The following is a 12,866-nucleotide window of genomic DNA, read 5'->3' on the forward strand; positions in this document are numbered from 1 at the left end:
GCTTCATTCCAAGATTGAATCAGGTTCATTCAATCACGATCCATTTGCAAGCTCCACAGGTGTAATTTGCCTCCATCGACGGCTGACAAGAGGCAACGGGTGAACATGGCTTTGGATCAGATCAAGATTGGCGATCTCGCTGAGCGCCGCATTCTTGTCACCGGGGGCTCTACGGGTATCGGGGCCGCGGTTTCTCTTGCCTTTGCAGCACAGGGCGCAAAAGTTGCGTTGCACTTTAATGAGAGCGGAACAGCAGCCAGTGCCCTACAAGCACAGGCACCTGAATATATCGAACTCATTCAAGGAGACCTGAGCACACCAGGCGCTGCAACGCAGGTCGTTCAACAAGCTGCCGAAACACTTGGCGGCCTTGATGGGTTGATCAACAATGCGGGTGGCATGCTCGGCAGGATCCCCACGATCGAGGCCAGCCCGGAGCACGTTACGCGGGTGTTTAACCTGAATGCGCACTCGGCATGGGAAGCAACCGTCGCAGCATATCCCTATGTGCGTTTGGCGGAGAATGGTTTTGTCATCAACACGACGTCCATCGCGGCGCGCAATGGCGGTGGCGGTGGCGCGGCGCTCTACGCTGCGGCCAAGGCCTATGTCAGTAGCCTCACGCGTGGGCAGGCGAAGGAATTTGTCGCCGACGGCATTCGTGTGAACGCGGTAGCGCCCGGCGTCATCCAAACGCCCTTTCATGACCGCTATACGCCCGAAGATGTCTTTGCCGCCCAGATCGCCACGATCCCGATGGGGCGCGAAGGCTGTCCCGAAGACTGTGTCGGGGCCTTTCTGTTTCTTGCGTCGCCCACCCTGTCTGGCTACCTCACCGGCCAGGTCATCGAGGTGAACGGCGGCCAGCTTATGCCTTAAGGAGCATATTCATGAAAACCAGAATTTTTGGCCGCACAGGCCGCGAAGTTTCCGAAATCGGCTTTGGCGCCTGGGCAATCGGTGGCAGTTGGGGCGACGTGTCCGAAGCGGATGCAAGGGGCGCGCTACACGCCGCTCTGGATGCCGGAACCACCTTCATCGACACGGCAGATGTCTATGGCGATGGCCGCTCCGAACGGATCATTGCCGAAGTCCTGAAAGAACGCGATGGGGAACGTCCTTTTGTGGCGACCAAAGCGGGACGCCGACTGTCACCCCATGTGCCAGAAGGTTTTACCAAAGACAATCTGACCGCTTTTGTGGACCGGTCCCGCGACAATCTTCAGACCGATTGCCTTGATCTGGTTCAGCTCCACTGTCCGCCGACTGAAGTCTTCTATCGCCCCGATGTTTTTGACGTGATGGAAGGCCTCGTTGAGGATGGGAAAATCAAGGGTTACGGCGTATCGGTCGAGAAAATCGAAGAGGCGTTGAAAGCGATTGAATATCCCGGTGTCACTTCGGTTCAGATCATCTACAACATTTTCCGGCAACGCCCGGCGGGCCTGTTTTTCCGTGAGGCAAAGGCACGTAATGTGGCGATCATCGTGCGGGTACCGCTCGCCTCTGGCCTCCTGACCGGTAAAATGAACACATCAACAGCATTTGCGAGCGATGACCACCGTGCGTTCAATCGCAATGGCGAGGCGTTTGACAAGGGTGAAACGTTTGCCGGTGTGCCCTATGAGCTGGCGCTGGATGTGGTCGAGGAGATTCGCCAGTTGGTGCCGGAAAACGTAACCATGGCACAATTTGCCCTTCGTTGGATTCTTATGGAAGACGCCGTCAGCGTTGTCATTCCCGGGGCGAAGACAGATGTGCAGGCAAAGGCCAATGCCGCCGCCAGCGATGCAGCCTCTCTTTCTCCGGAAGTGATGGCCACCCTGCGTGACCTCTATCAATCCCGCGTTGCGCAGCATGTACATCACTATTGGTGAAGGCAATTCTCGTCCGGTTCCCCGGTGTCTGGATCGAAGGGGCAAGAAACGTTTCCTGCTCCGACGTCCAGCCTTCACGCCCGGATCCGCTGCCAGGTTCCGGTCAGTGAAGACGATCGTTCAGACCCGCGAAGCGGCCTGATCACATACAAGTCCGTTTGCGATAATCTTCAGGAGGCGGGTGTACTCTCGCTCAAAATCTGAAAACCCGCCGTCCAGCCCGGCCTGCCTGATAGCCTGTTGCACAACGGGCCGTTCCTGTGTCATCGGCCAAAGACCTGAAAGCGTCACGTAAGCGCTTCGGACAAATTCGATTGCAGTGACGCGGTCCGTTGTAACTGAGGCGTCAAGCAGCAGATCCGTCCATTCCCGTAGGATCTTCGCAAATTCCCGCTTGATATCGGTCAACCGGTCCAGCGCGATGTTGCGCTCCAGAATACGTGCCAGATCTGCGGCAAGCGTGCAGAAAAGGGTTTGTCGGGCGCAGGTTTCTGCGAATACGGCGGCAAATTGCCGAAGCGAGTTGCAGCTGTGAACCTTCGCTCCAAGTTGATCCGTGATCCTGTGAGCTTCCGATATCAAGATGTAAGCCAGGATTTCTTCCTTGCTTTTGAAGTATCGGTAGAAAGCAGATTTTGTAATGCCCGTTTCGGCGGCAATTCCCGCCAAGGTCAGGGCCTCTATTCCCTCACGTCGGATAACGTTCTGTGCCGCTTCCAGAATTTGCTGGCGCCGTACGTCTTTTTGCTCGGTGCTTCGTGCGCGGAGGAATTTCTCTGTCATGGCTGCGTTCTAGCAGATGCACTCCAAAAGTTCAGCTCGCCTTAAGAGAACGATATTCACTTAACCTCTTGCGGCAAGGGCATGCGCTGTATATCAGGATTTAAGTGAACTTGATTCTCTTATATTGCAATCCCAGTGGAGGCGTCATTGAGCGGCTGGACTTTTTCAAATATTCCCGACTTGACGGGCAAGCGCACCATTGTCACCGGCGGCAATGTCGGATTGGGGTTCAAGTCGGCTTTGGAGCTGGCTCGCAAGGGGGCCGAGGTCATTATCGCCTGCCGGCGACCGGAAAGCGGCGGACAAGCGATCGCCCGGATTTATCAGGAACTGCCTGCTGCAAAACTGTCCTGTCTGCCACTGGACCTGACGGACCTGACTTCAGTCACCCGGTTCGCAGATACGTTTGTGAGTTGTCATGACAGGCTCGACATCCTTCTGAACAACGCCGGGGTCGTGAATCTGGAAACTTTGCGCCATACCGGACAAGGACACGAAATGCATATGGCAACCAACCACTACGGTCATTTTGCCCTGACTGCCCATCTGTTTCCGCTCCTTCTGCAAACCGGCAACGCTCGGGTCGTGACGGTCACCAGCGGCGCTTACCGGGTTGGAGAAATCCGTTTCGACGATATGGACTGGAACGAACGCCACTATTCCCGGACTAAGGCATATGGCGACAGCAAACTTGCAAATCTCCTGTTTACATACGCTCTTCAAACGCGCTTCGATCTGGCTGGTGCGAATGCGCTGTCACTGGCAGCTCATCCGGGTCTGGCGGCAACAGAGAGACAACAAAGCATCGGAATTGGCGGCAGGTTGTCAAAATGGCTGGCTGCTTCCGTCGAAACAGGTGCCGCGCCACAACTGCGGGCAGCAACCGACCCGGCTGCAGGCAAAGGCGATTTCTACGGGCCCCGGTTCGGCATTCGTGGTCCTGCAAGCAAGATCAAGGTCAAGAGAAAGGCGCTGGATAACGCGCTGGCCGAAGAGCTTTGGGCCTACACGGAAAACTTGACCGGTTGCCGGTTTGAAACCCGGGGCTAAAAGAAACTTCGCTTTCGCTTCACGGCAGCGTCCGCACTCCCGACCAAGCGGTTTGCGTCTGGACTAAAGTTTGCTGGGTGCGACGCCGAATTCTTTTTTGAAAAGGCGGGAAAACTCACTGGAGCTCGAGAAACCCGAGGTCATCGCGACTTGTGTCATCGACAGTTTGCCGGAACGCTGCTCGATCATTCCGCGGGCAGCTTCTAGGCGGCGGCTTCGAATGCGTTCCATCAGCGATGGCCCGTCGGAAAACACCTTGTAGAGATAACTGCGGGAAATCCCGCAAGCCTGGGCGATTGCCTGGGGGTGCAGGTTGGGATCCCTAAACTTGGTATCAATGTAGGCCAACACCCGCGCCCGGACGGACTGAACGGCAAGGCTGTCTTCCGACACGCAGCCACCGGACGACAGGAAAAAGGCAACCGTATCCAGCATCTGATTTGTCATGAAGCCGACGGTTCGATCATCCATCTCATCGACATTTTCCAACAGTTCTACGATCAGCCTCTGCAACATGTGAAAAATCGCATCGGGCTGGACGACGGGACGCGACAGAATGCTGGATTTCCGGCCGAGCCGGTGTTCAAGCGAGGTAACGGGTATCTTGACGTTAAACGTCGAGTAGTCGCGTTCAACACGAAGCCTGGCTGCCAGGCCATTGTTGAGCAGGTATGTGTTTTGCGGCAGCAACTGTGCTTGCACATCCGCGATCTGGCAGACCGCCGTACCGCTTTCAGGGAAACTGAGCGAGAAGAACGGTTCCTCTTCCGAGCCGCGATTGTGCGATTTCTCGAATTGCTGGTTGCCGAACTCGATGCGATTGAACGTCAGATCGCCGACCTTCCGGCTGTGAAGGCTTCCCGATATCTGACCCTCGACAACAGGCTGAATATCGCTCGTTCCCCAGATACCGCCGAAAACCGCTTTCCAGTGATCGTCGCTCTTTTCCTCGCCGACATCGGCGGTGCGGCCGATCAATGGCAGGCAAGAGCCGAGTTTCGTCATCCTGGAAAGTTTCATTTGTGATTGCCTCGAGCTTTTCGCAGTGGACGCTATCACAAAAACCGATGGTTTCCAGCACAAGAAAGCGCCGCTCCTTCCTGTGTAATTTGCAGCAGAATTGGGAGGAACATATGAGGAAAACCATCTTTGCCGCACTCCTGGGCGGTGCATCGCTTATGGTAACGAATGTCAAGGCACAACCAACCGAGTGGACGCTTGCCTATCTCGCGGTCAAGGGAACCATATACGAAGAAGTGGCTCTGGCGATTCCAGAGCGCATTGCCACCGCAACCGATGGGCAGTTGGTCATCACTGCAAACTCGTCCCTGATCAAGGGCAACCGGCTGCTTGAGGCGGTGCGCGATGGCCTTGTTGAAATGACCTTGCCACTGACCGGTTACTACTCCGGCTCGCAGCCCCTGTTCACCGTGCCGAGCCTGCCCGGTCTTTCGGAGAACTATGACGACCTGAAGGCGCTTTCGGCGTCGGACTACGGCAATCAGGTACGGGCGGTTTATGACGAGACCTACAATTCGACCGAGTTGATGGAGACCGCTTTCTGTCCGCAAACACTGTTTTCAACGAAACCCATCACGACCCTCGAGGAGTGGAAGGACCGCAAGTTACGCGTGAACAACAGGGGAACCGGTCTGATCGGGGCGGAGCTCGGTGCAACGACGGTCTCCCTGTCAGCCGGAGAAGTGCTGCCAGCCCTTGAGCGGGGTGTCATTGAAGGTGTTATCACCGACAGCTGCTGGGCCTATGGCGCCGGCTTCGGTGCGGTCATTACTCATGCCGCAAACTGGAAACTCGGTAGCGTGGTTCCCTCCCCGGTTTTGGTCAACAATGATGCATGGAACGAATTGCCTGAGGACCTTCGCGTCAAGGTGGCTGCTGAGTTCAAAAAGATCGAAGCCGATTTTGAAGCACGGTGGCGAGAACGGGCTGCCGAATTGCCGGGACAATGGCGGGAAGCCGGCGTCGACTTTACCGAAATCTCCGATCGGGAAATGCAACGCGTATACGCAGTTGAAATTCAGGCACCTGTCATCGAAGCCTGGCGAGCAGACATGGAACGCGCTGGCCTCGACGCAGACACGGTTCTTCAAACCGCCAAGAGTGCTGTCGAGTAAACCGGATGACCCTTCAGACAGAAGCAGCAGCGAGGGGGTGTCAGCCCCTTGCTGTCTCACGTTCCGTCCAGGCCCTGTCGCGCGCTCTCGGAATACTCGCTGTTCTGGCAATGCTGATCAGCGTGAACATCGAAGTCTTTGGCCGGAGTTTCTTCGGTCATGCCACGATCTGGGTGACGGAAGTCTCGACTTATCTTGTCGTGGCAATCACTTTCCTTGGTGCCGCCTTTGTTGCAGGGCGAGACAGCAACGTGCGGGTCGACCTGCTGTTGAACAGGTTTTCGCCGAAGGCGCGGGAAGTTCTGAGATCCGCGCTGACATGGATCGCGCTGTTCATAACCCTGGTGTTGATCTGGAAAGTCTCCGGCTTCTGGTTGGAGAATTTTGACAGCGGAGCGCGAAGCTGGAGCCTTTTTGAACACACCGCTCTGGATACCTCAATCAGCTGCTGTTGCAGGACTTGCCGGTCTGGTTCTGGCCCTGGCATTCAGCGAGGACGCCAGATCCAACGGACCGGCCCTCCTGTCTGTGATCGCGGCGCTTGTGTTTGCCGCTCTGGAGGCAACCGATTTCCTGCCGCTCAACCCTTCACCGCTGCAATCCGTCGTTTGCCTGGGTTTGCTTACCGCGTTGGGTGCAGCCCTGTCGGGCGGAGGGCCAACGCTCGTGGTGTCTGGCCTCATTCTGGTTCCGGTAACTTCGCTCTTCGTTCTAAGCGAGAATGCTGATCTTGCGCTCAAGTCGACCAGCTTAATCGGTATACTCTTCTTTCTCCTTTTCACGGGCCTGCCGGTCGTCTTCAGCCTGCTATCCATCGGCATCTTCGCCATGATGTTCTGGCTGCCACCAGTGTCGCTGAACACCATCGGAGAGCGGACATGGGAAGCGGTCAACACTTTTGAACTGGCAGCTATCCCGATGTTTGTTTTGATGGGCGCAGTTCTCGTACGCAGTAACGCTTCTTCTGAAATGTTCACTGCCGCGCGCACGGGAATGGGACGCTTGCGCGGAAGCCTTGCCCATGCCTCGATCCTCGCATCGGGTATCTTTGCCGCCGTTTCCGGATCCAGTCTGGCAACGGCGGCCACCATGGGACGCGTCGCCGGTCCGGAGATGATGCGTGAGGGCTATCGACCCGAACTTGCCTATGGCGTGCTTGCGGCTGGTGGCACGCTGGGAATTCTTATCCCACCAAGCATCGCAATGATCGTTTATGGCCCGATGGCAGGCGTTCCTGTCACGGATCTCTTCATGGCCGGGATCATACCGGGGCTGCTGATGATCGCGGCCTTCTCGTTGGTGGTTCTTGTCTGGAGCACTTTTGATCGTTCGGCAGCTCCAGGCGGCCTGCCTGTTCCCTTACGCGAAAAGCTTACCGCACTTAAGGGTGTTGTCCCCTTTCTCATCCTTATGACCCTGGTTCTCGGCTCCCTTTATGCGGGGTTTGCAACACCAACAGAAGCCGGCGCCGTCGGCGTTCTGGGAGCCTTGCTCATAAGTTTCGCGCGCAAAACACTTTCATTGCCGCAATTCATCGCCGCGTTGGAAGAAGCCGTCATGGTAACCTCTTTCCTGCTGATCATTGCAGTCGGCGCCGCAGTCATGAGTTTCCCGGTTGATTTTCTTTCAATGCCTCAAGCCCTGGTGACATTCGTGCAGTCGCTCGATCTTTCTGATATCGGTCTCTTCATTGCGATTGTTGTCCTTTACCTGATCCTTGGAATGTTTGTTGAACCCATCAGCATGGTCCTCATGACATTGCCTATCATCCTGCCGGTCATCGAGGCCGCCGGATGGGATCTCCTATGGTTCGGCATCGTGCTCGTGATGCTCGTGGAAATCGGCCTTATCACGCCGCCGGTCGGGATGATCCTCTATGTCCTGTCAGGTGTGTCGGAAGGACGGGTAACTCTCGGGCAGATCTCAATAGGCACACTGCCCTTTGTCGGAGCCTTTCTTGCCATGGTGTTTTTGTTCTTCGCCCTACCCGATCTCGTAACCTTTTTGCCGGAGGTCCTACGATGATCACAATGACCCGAACGCTTTTCAACTCCGCGAAGGTCAGAAACTGGCTATCGAATGAAATTGCAGCTGGTCGTCTGACAGGCGGTGCAATCGAAATTCGCCAATCCGACAAACCAGTTTTCTCAGAATCTTTCGGCACGCGGAATTCCGATGGCGGGGCTGTCACGCAGGACACCATGTTCTGGATTGCTTCGATGACCAAACCGATCGTTTCCGTCGCCGCGATGAGGCTGGTCGAGAAAGGCAAGCTGTCTCTGAATGATCCGGTTTCAAGGTTTATTCCGGGCTTTGGCGAACAAGGTGTCCTATCCTCTTCCGGCGATGTGGAGGATGTTGAACGTCCTCCAACCGTTCTTGACCTTTTGACCCACACATCAGGCGTTACCTACGGCTGGTTCGGCGAAGACGGGCTTCATAGGCGCTATCAGGACACGAACGTCTACAATTTCCGGTCGGACAACGCGTCGATGGCGGAAACACTCGCATCACTGCCTCTCCTGCACCAGCCGGGAAAGGTGTTTGAATACGGCATGTCCACGGATCTTCTCGGACGCATTGTAGAGGTTCAGACCGGACAGCAACTCGATGACGCCGTTTGGGAACTGGTCCTTGATCCTCTGAACATGAGAAACACCGATTTCCAGCCGCAGCCAGACCGGATCGCAGACATCCCGGCATCTCCTGTTCGCGACACCCTGGCTCCCTTGATGACGACAGATCAATCATGGTGGTCTGGAGGGTCCGGCCTTTGCTCGACAGTTTCCGACTATATGCGCTTTGCCCGCATGCTGAAGAATGGCGGTCACCTTGACGGCATAACGCTGCTTCGACCTGAAACACTGGCACTCATGCTTCGAAACCATCTGCCGGAAAATGTTCGCTATGGATCCTATACACCGGCGCTCGGCATAACCGCACCCTGGCCCGATAACGGGTTGGGCTTCGGGCTTGGTTTTGCGGTGCGCACAAAGCGTCTCGACCATCTGCCCGGAGGGGCTGGAGAATTTCTTTGGCCAGGGATTTCAGGCGCAAATTTCTGGGTCGATCCGGAAAACGAGCTCATCGTCGTCTTTATGACCCACGCCCCCGATCATCGCACTGTGCATCGCATTGGTCTTCGAAATGCCGTCTATGCCGGCCTCAACGGAAAAGTCGCATCATGAAAAATCCAAACATCGCCATTTTGGGTGCCGGCACGATCGGCATGAGTTGGGCCGCGCTTTTTGCCGCCACAGGACGCCATGTTTCCGTCTTCGATCCTTCACCGCAGACACGGGAACGCGTGACCGCGCTGGTCAACAGTGCGTCCGATACTCTGTCCGCTCTTGGCCATGAACATGCCGGTGATGTTTCCAAGATGCATTTCACCGACGACCCGGGTGAAGCCGTTCGGGAAGCCGATTTCATTCAGGAAAGCGTTCCGGAACGACTGGAAATAAAACACGCGCTCTATGCCCGGATCGAACCTCACATGAAAGAAACTGCGATTATCGGCAGCTCGACTTCAGGCCTGAAACTATCCGACATGCAGGCGGGATTTGCCAGATCCGGACGTCTTGTGCTTGCGCACCCGTTCAATCCACCGCACCTCATTCCTCTGGTCGAGCTCATGGACAACAATAAGACGGACGATGGTGTCCTAAAGCAGGCAAAGACCTTTTACGAGAGCCTCGGCAAGGTCTGCATCTGTTTGAACAAGGAGGTTCCAGGTCATGTCGCAAACAGACTGCAAGCAGCCCTTTGGCGTGAGGCGATCCACCTTGCGGCAGAAGGAGTTGCGAGTGTTGAAGACATCGACAAGGCCGTTGCGTTTGGTCCCGGACTGAGATGGGCAGCCCTCGGACCCAGCGCACTGTTTCATCTTGGTGGCGGAGAAGGGGGAATTCGAGGTTTTTGCGAGCATCTGGGCGAACCGATGCATAGCTGGTGGGATGACCTTGGAGCGCCGCGCCTCACGCCCGAAATTGTCGACACTCTTGAGGCCGGCCTCACGGCGGCAACAGGTGATCTCTCACCCGCCGAGTTGGCTCGCCGTCGAGACAGGCTCGTGCTGCAGTTCACACTTGCAGCACTGGAGGAAGCAAACTCCTCCTCCAGGAACCAGGATTGAGACCTGTCGCCTTCTAGCCGAGAACGCTCTTCGGGAAGTAGAAAGACACGGTCCAGTTGGGCATGTCCACGATCTCGGAAATCCGCAGGTCGCCGCAGACGGAACACAGCATGTAGGCATCCAGAGCGCTCATGCCGGTGTTGGCGGCGACCCAGTCAACCATTCCCGAAACCGCGTCCCGTGCAGCCTGCATCAGATCTTCGCCAATGCCCGTTGTTACCTGATAGCCTTTGGTGTCGAAATGGCGAGAGACCGGTCCATCCGTTTCAAAGCGCGGGAAGGCAAAATTCGCGCCCTTTACCAGGTCGACCTTGATCGCAACATCCATCGGACTTTCAATCGCCGTGCCGCAGATTTCCCCGTCGCCCTGGGCCGCATGCGTGTCGCCGAGCGACAGGAGGCCGCCCGCCACTTCAACCGGCAGATAGAGAGTGGTGCCGACCGAGTTGTCACGAATGTCCAGATTGCCACCGACCCTGCGCGGCGGAACTACCGAGTGAAGACCCGGTTCGGCCATGGCAAGCCCGATGGTGCCGACAAAGGGTTTGAGCGGAACTGCCCCACCCGGTCCGTAAAGGGCTGGTTTCATGGATACGGCATCATATTTCCAGATATGCAGTGCCGGATCGGTGAACTGGTCGGCAAGCAGACCGAAGCCGGGAATGTTTGCTGTCCAGCCCCATCCGGAGGGCTTGAAATCGAGGAAGGTGATGGCCACCGCATCGCCCGGCTCCGCACCTTCAACATAGATCGGTCCGGTGACCGGGTTGACTTTCTCGAAACTCAGATTGCCGAGATCGGCAGTTGCCGAGTTCTCATTCAGCTGGCCGCCGGAACTGTCGATGGTTTCGACTTCAATCGTCTGGCCTGGTTGCACTGTCAGGATCGGATCGATCGAGTTGTCCCAGCCGAAATGATGCGTGTGCTTATGAATTGTGTGGTTACAGGCCACGAAAACCTCCTAAGATTTTTGCCGGGCAAACAGATCCTCGATTTCCCGATTGCCCATGATACCAGTCGGTCGGAGTGCCATAGTCAAGACGATCACCGCCCCGAGCGCGATGCCGGACAGTCCAAGAGCTTCGGGAAGATCAATACCTAAGAAAACCGGACCGGTTTCCAGATACCGAACACCTTCCAGGCCGAAGGAAATCAAAAACGTGCCAAGCACTGCCCCGGTAACCGTTCGCATGCCCCCCAGGATCAGCATCGCCAGGGTCAGGAAGACGTGATTGAAATAGAAGGGCCGGGCCGAAATCGTCCCGAGGAAGTAAGCGTAGCAAATGCCCGCGACTGCCAGAATGACAGCGCCGAGGACCCAGGCAATCAAACGCAGCCTGTAGATCTGGACACCCATCGCAGCAGCCCCGACTTCGTCATCTGCGCTGGCCCTCAACTGAATGCCCCACCGGCTCTCACGAAACATGCGGCAGGCAACCACCGCAAGAATTGCAATGACGATCACCGAGGTCAGGTCAAAGACCTGCGGAATACCGAAAAAGGCCTGATTACCTTTGAAAATATCCGTCCGGTAAAGGAAGATCGCGTGGACGATCACCAGAACCGCAAGCGTGACAATGGTCGCGCCGGTGCTGGTCAGGCGCACGATGAACATGCCCAGGAACAAAGCAAGCAGCGCCGTCACGACGATCGCGATTACGGCGGCCAGAACGGGATCGAGCGAAAATTCCGCAAGACCCCAAGGTGCTTCGGGCAACGAGATTTTCTTGATCTTCTCAGGCGTCACACAGAGCGCCGCCGCATAGGCTCCAACTCCCATGAAGGCACTGTGAGACAGATTGGTGATGCGCGCATTGCCCATGAAAACCTGAAGCCCAAGCACCACGATGAGATTGACATAGGCGGAGTAGACAAGACGGATCTGGTAGCGCGATCCGAAATAAGTGACCAGAACCCCGATTGCGATCAGCACGAGGGCTAGGAGCGCTGCACCGATCAGACCGGATCGTTGGCTTGAACTTAACCGGATCACAGTTTGTCTCCCTTCTCCACCGCCGGAGACAGAATGCCGTCCGGGCGCCAGATCAGGATCAGTGCAACGATCACGAACACGAATGCGTCGGTCATGCCACCAAGACTTTGGGGCAGCATTACCAGCATCGCGACCTCGACAGCTCCAAGGAGGAAACCGCCGAGAACGGCTCCCGGCAAGCTGCCGAACCCGCCGACAACGCAGGCGACAAAGGCCTTCAACACCGGCTCAAATCCAAGATGCGGGTCGACGCTGCCACGGCGCGCCATGATGAAGATGCAGGCGAGACCGGCCAGCAGGCCGGAAATCAAAAAGGCCATCGCAAAGACCCTGTTCGCCCGGATACCGGTCAGCCGCACCATTTCAAAATCCAGCGAAGCCGCCCGGACAGCCAGCCCGAGCACGGTTCGGCGCAAGAACAGCATCAAGGCGACAATGACAATTATCGTTGTCAGCGCTTCGAACACCTGAAGCGACGCCAGCCTGATGCCCGCTATCTCGATTGGCCAATCAAGGAAATAGAGTGATGTCACCGCAATCGGTCGGGGCGAAACGAAGAGAAGGAAAAGATTCTGCAGAACGATTGAAACACCGAAGGCCGTCAGCAGTCCTGTCGTCGGATCGGCCTTTCGCACCGGCCTGAAAGCAACTCTTTCCAGGGTGAGTGACGCAAGCATCGCCGCCAGCACCGCACCGCCCATGACGATGAACGGATTGCCGATGGACAGCGACGCAAAGGCCACCATGGTGTACCCACCGACGGCAATGATCTCACCGTGCGCGAAGTTCACAAGTCCCATGATCGAAAACACGATTGCCAGGCCCAGCGCCAGCAGTGCGTATTCCGCACCGAAGCTGAGTGCATTCAAGACCTGCTGAATGATATATTCCAT

The 12,866-nt window shown here is 56.5% G+C and carries 12 protein-coding genes and 1 pseudogene; 8 read left to right on the plus strand and 5 right to left on the minus strand.

Features of this window, described 5'->3' with window-relative positions; genetic code table 11:
- Positions 1 to 105 precede the first annotated feature (105 nt).
- Both ABLQ08_RS31195 and ABLQ08_RS31200 read left to right on the plus strand, forming a co-directional pair.
- Positions 106 to 879, plus strand: coding sequence for an SDR family NAD(P)-dependent oxidoreductase (locus ABLQ08_RS31195; protein ID WP_352950747.1), 774 nt, complete (start codon positions 106 to 108; stop codon positions 877 to 879).
- An 11-nt stretch (positions 880 to 890) separates the two neighbouring features.
- Positions 891 to 1,877 carry an aldo/keto reductase gene (locus tag ABLQ08_RS31200; RefSeq protein WP_352950647.1) on the plus strand — a complete coding sequence of 329 codons (987 nt, stop codon included), beginning with the start codon at positions 891 to 893 and terminating at the stop codon, positions 1,875 to 1,877.
- Positions 1,878 to 1,997: 120 nt separating this feature from the next.
- Here ABLQ08_RS31200 and ABLQ08_RS31205 read toward each other — a convergent pair whose 3' ends face one another.
- A complete protein-coding gene (locus tag ABLQ08_RS31205) occupies positions 1,998 to 2,660 on the minus strand; it encodes a TetR family transcriptional regulator (protein ID WP_352950649.1) in 663 nt (220 codons plus the stop codon).
- 147 nt (positions 2,661 to 2,807) lie between these two features.
- Between ABLQ08_RS31205 and ABLQ08_RS31210 the strand changes: the two genes are divergently transcribed.
- Positions 2,808 to 3,710 carry an oxidoreductase gene (locus ABLQ08_RS31210; RefSeq protein WP_352950651.1) on the plus strand — a complete coding sequence of 301 codons (903 nt, stop codon included), beginning with the start codon at positions 2,808 to 2,810 and terminating at the stop codon, positions 3,708 to 3,710.
- A gap of 63 nt (positions 3,711 to 3,773) precedes the next feature.
- On the opposite strand, the gene ABLQ08_RS31215 is transcribed toward ABLQ08_RS31210, so the two are convergent.
- The gene (locus ABLQ08_RS31215) at positions 3,774 to 4,730 is read right to left on the minus strand and encodes an AraC family transcriptional regulator (RefSeq protein ID WP_352950653.1); all 957 of its coding nucleotides are present in this window, start codon (positions 4,728 to 4,730) and stop codon (positions 3,774 to 3,776) included.
- 113 nt (positions 4,731 to 4,843) lie between these two features.
- Here ABLQ08_RS31215 and dctP point away from each other — a divergent pair, with 113 nt between their 5' ends.
- The 5 genes and pseudogenes from dctP to ABLQ08_RS31240 all read left to right on the plus strand — a co-directional run bounded on the left by dctP (position 4,844) and on the right by ABLQ08_RS31240 (position 9,980).
- A complete protein-coding gene (dctP, locus tag ABLQ08_RS31220; RefSeq protein ID WP_352950655.1) occupies positions 4,844 to 5,845 on the plus strand; it encodes a TRAP transporter substrate-binding protein DctP in 1,002 nt (333 codons plus the stop codon).
- 122 nt (positions 5,846 to 5,967) lie between these two features.
- Positions 5,968 to 6,195 (plus strand): annotated as a pseudogene (locus ABLQ08_RS31225) (TRAP transporter small permease subunit); the annotation flags it as partial.
- Between the two features lie 34 nt (positions 6,196 to 6,229).
- Positions 6,230 to 7,870 (plus strand): TRAP transporter large permease, encoded by a 1,641-nt coding sequence (locus ABLQ08_RS31230; protein WP_352950657.1) that lies wholly within the window; start codon positions 6,230 to 6,232, stop codon positions 7,868 to 7,870.
- Positions 7,867 to 9,033, plus strand: a complete 1,167-nt coding sequence (locus ABLQ08_RS31235; RefSeq protein WP_352950659.1) for a serine hydrolase domain-containing protein — start codon at positions 7,867 to 7,869, stop codon at positions 9,031 to 9,033. The genes ABLQ08_RS31230 and ABLQ08_RS31235 overlap by 4 nt, the downstream gene beginning before the upstream one ends.
- Complete coding sequence (locus ABLQ08_RS31240) at positions 9,030 to 9,980, plus strand: 3-hydroxyacyl-CoA dehydrogenase family protein (RefSeq protein WP_352950661.1); 951 nt, start codon at positions 9,030 to 9,032, stop codon at positions 9,978 to 9,980. Before ABLQ08_RS31235 ends, ABLQ08_RS31240 begins: the two co-directional genes overlap by 4 nt.
- 13 nt (positions 9,981 to 9,993) lie before the next feature.
- Here ABLQ08_RS31240 and ABLQ08_RS31245 read toward each other — a convergent pair whose 3' ends face one another.
- Genes ABLQ08_RS31245 through ABLQ08_RS31255 form a run of 3 tightly spaced genes read right to left on the minus strand, consistent with a single transcriptional unit; the run spans position 9,994 to position 12,866 of the window.
- Positions 9,994 to 10,932 (minus strand): acetamidase/formamidase family protein, encoded by a 939-nt coding sequence (locus ABLQ08_RS31245; protein ID WP_352950663.1) that lies wholly within the window; start codon positions 10,930 to 10,932, stop codon positions 9,994 to 9,996.
- Between the two features lie 9 nt (positions 10,933 to 10,941).
- On the minus strand, positions 10,942 to 11,973 hold the full coding sequence (locus tag ABLQ08_RS31250) for a branched-chain amino acid ABC transporter permease (protein WP_352950665.1): 1,032 nt from the start codon (positions 11,971 to 11,973) through the stop codon (positions 10,942 to 10,944).
- Positions 11,970 to 12,866, minus strand: coding sequence for a branched-chain amino acid ABC transporter permease (locus ABLQ08_RS31255; RefSeq protein WP_352950666.1), 897 nt, complete (start codon positions 12,864 to 12,866; stop codon positions 11,970 to 11,972). The genes ABLQ08_RS31250 and ABLQ08_RS31255 overlap by 4 nt, the downstream gene beginning before the upstream one ends.

The organism is Roseibium sp. SCP14 (assembly GCF_040329475.1).
Lineage (GTDB): Bacteria > Pseudomonadota > Alphaproteobacteria > Rhizobiales > Stappiaceae > Roseibium.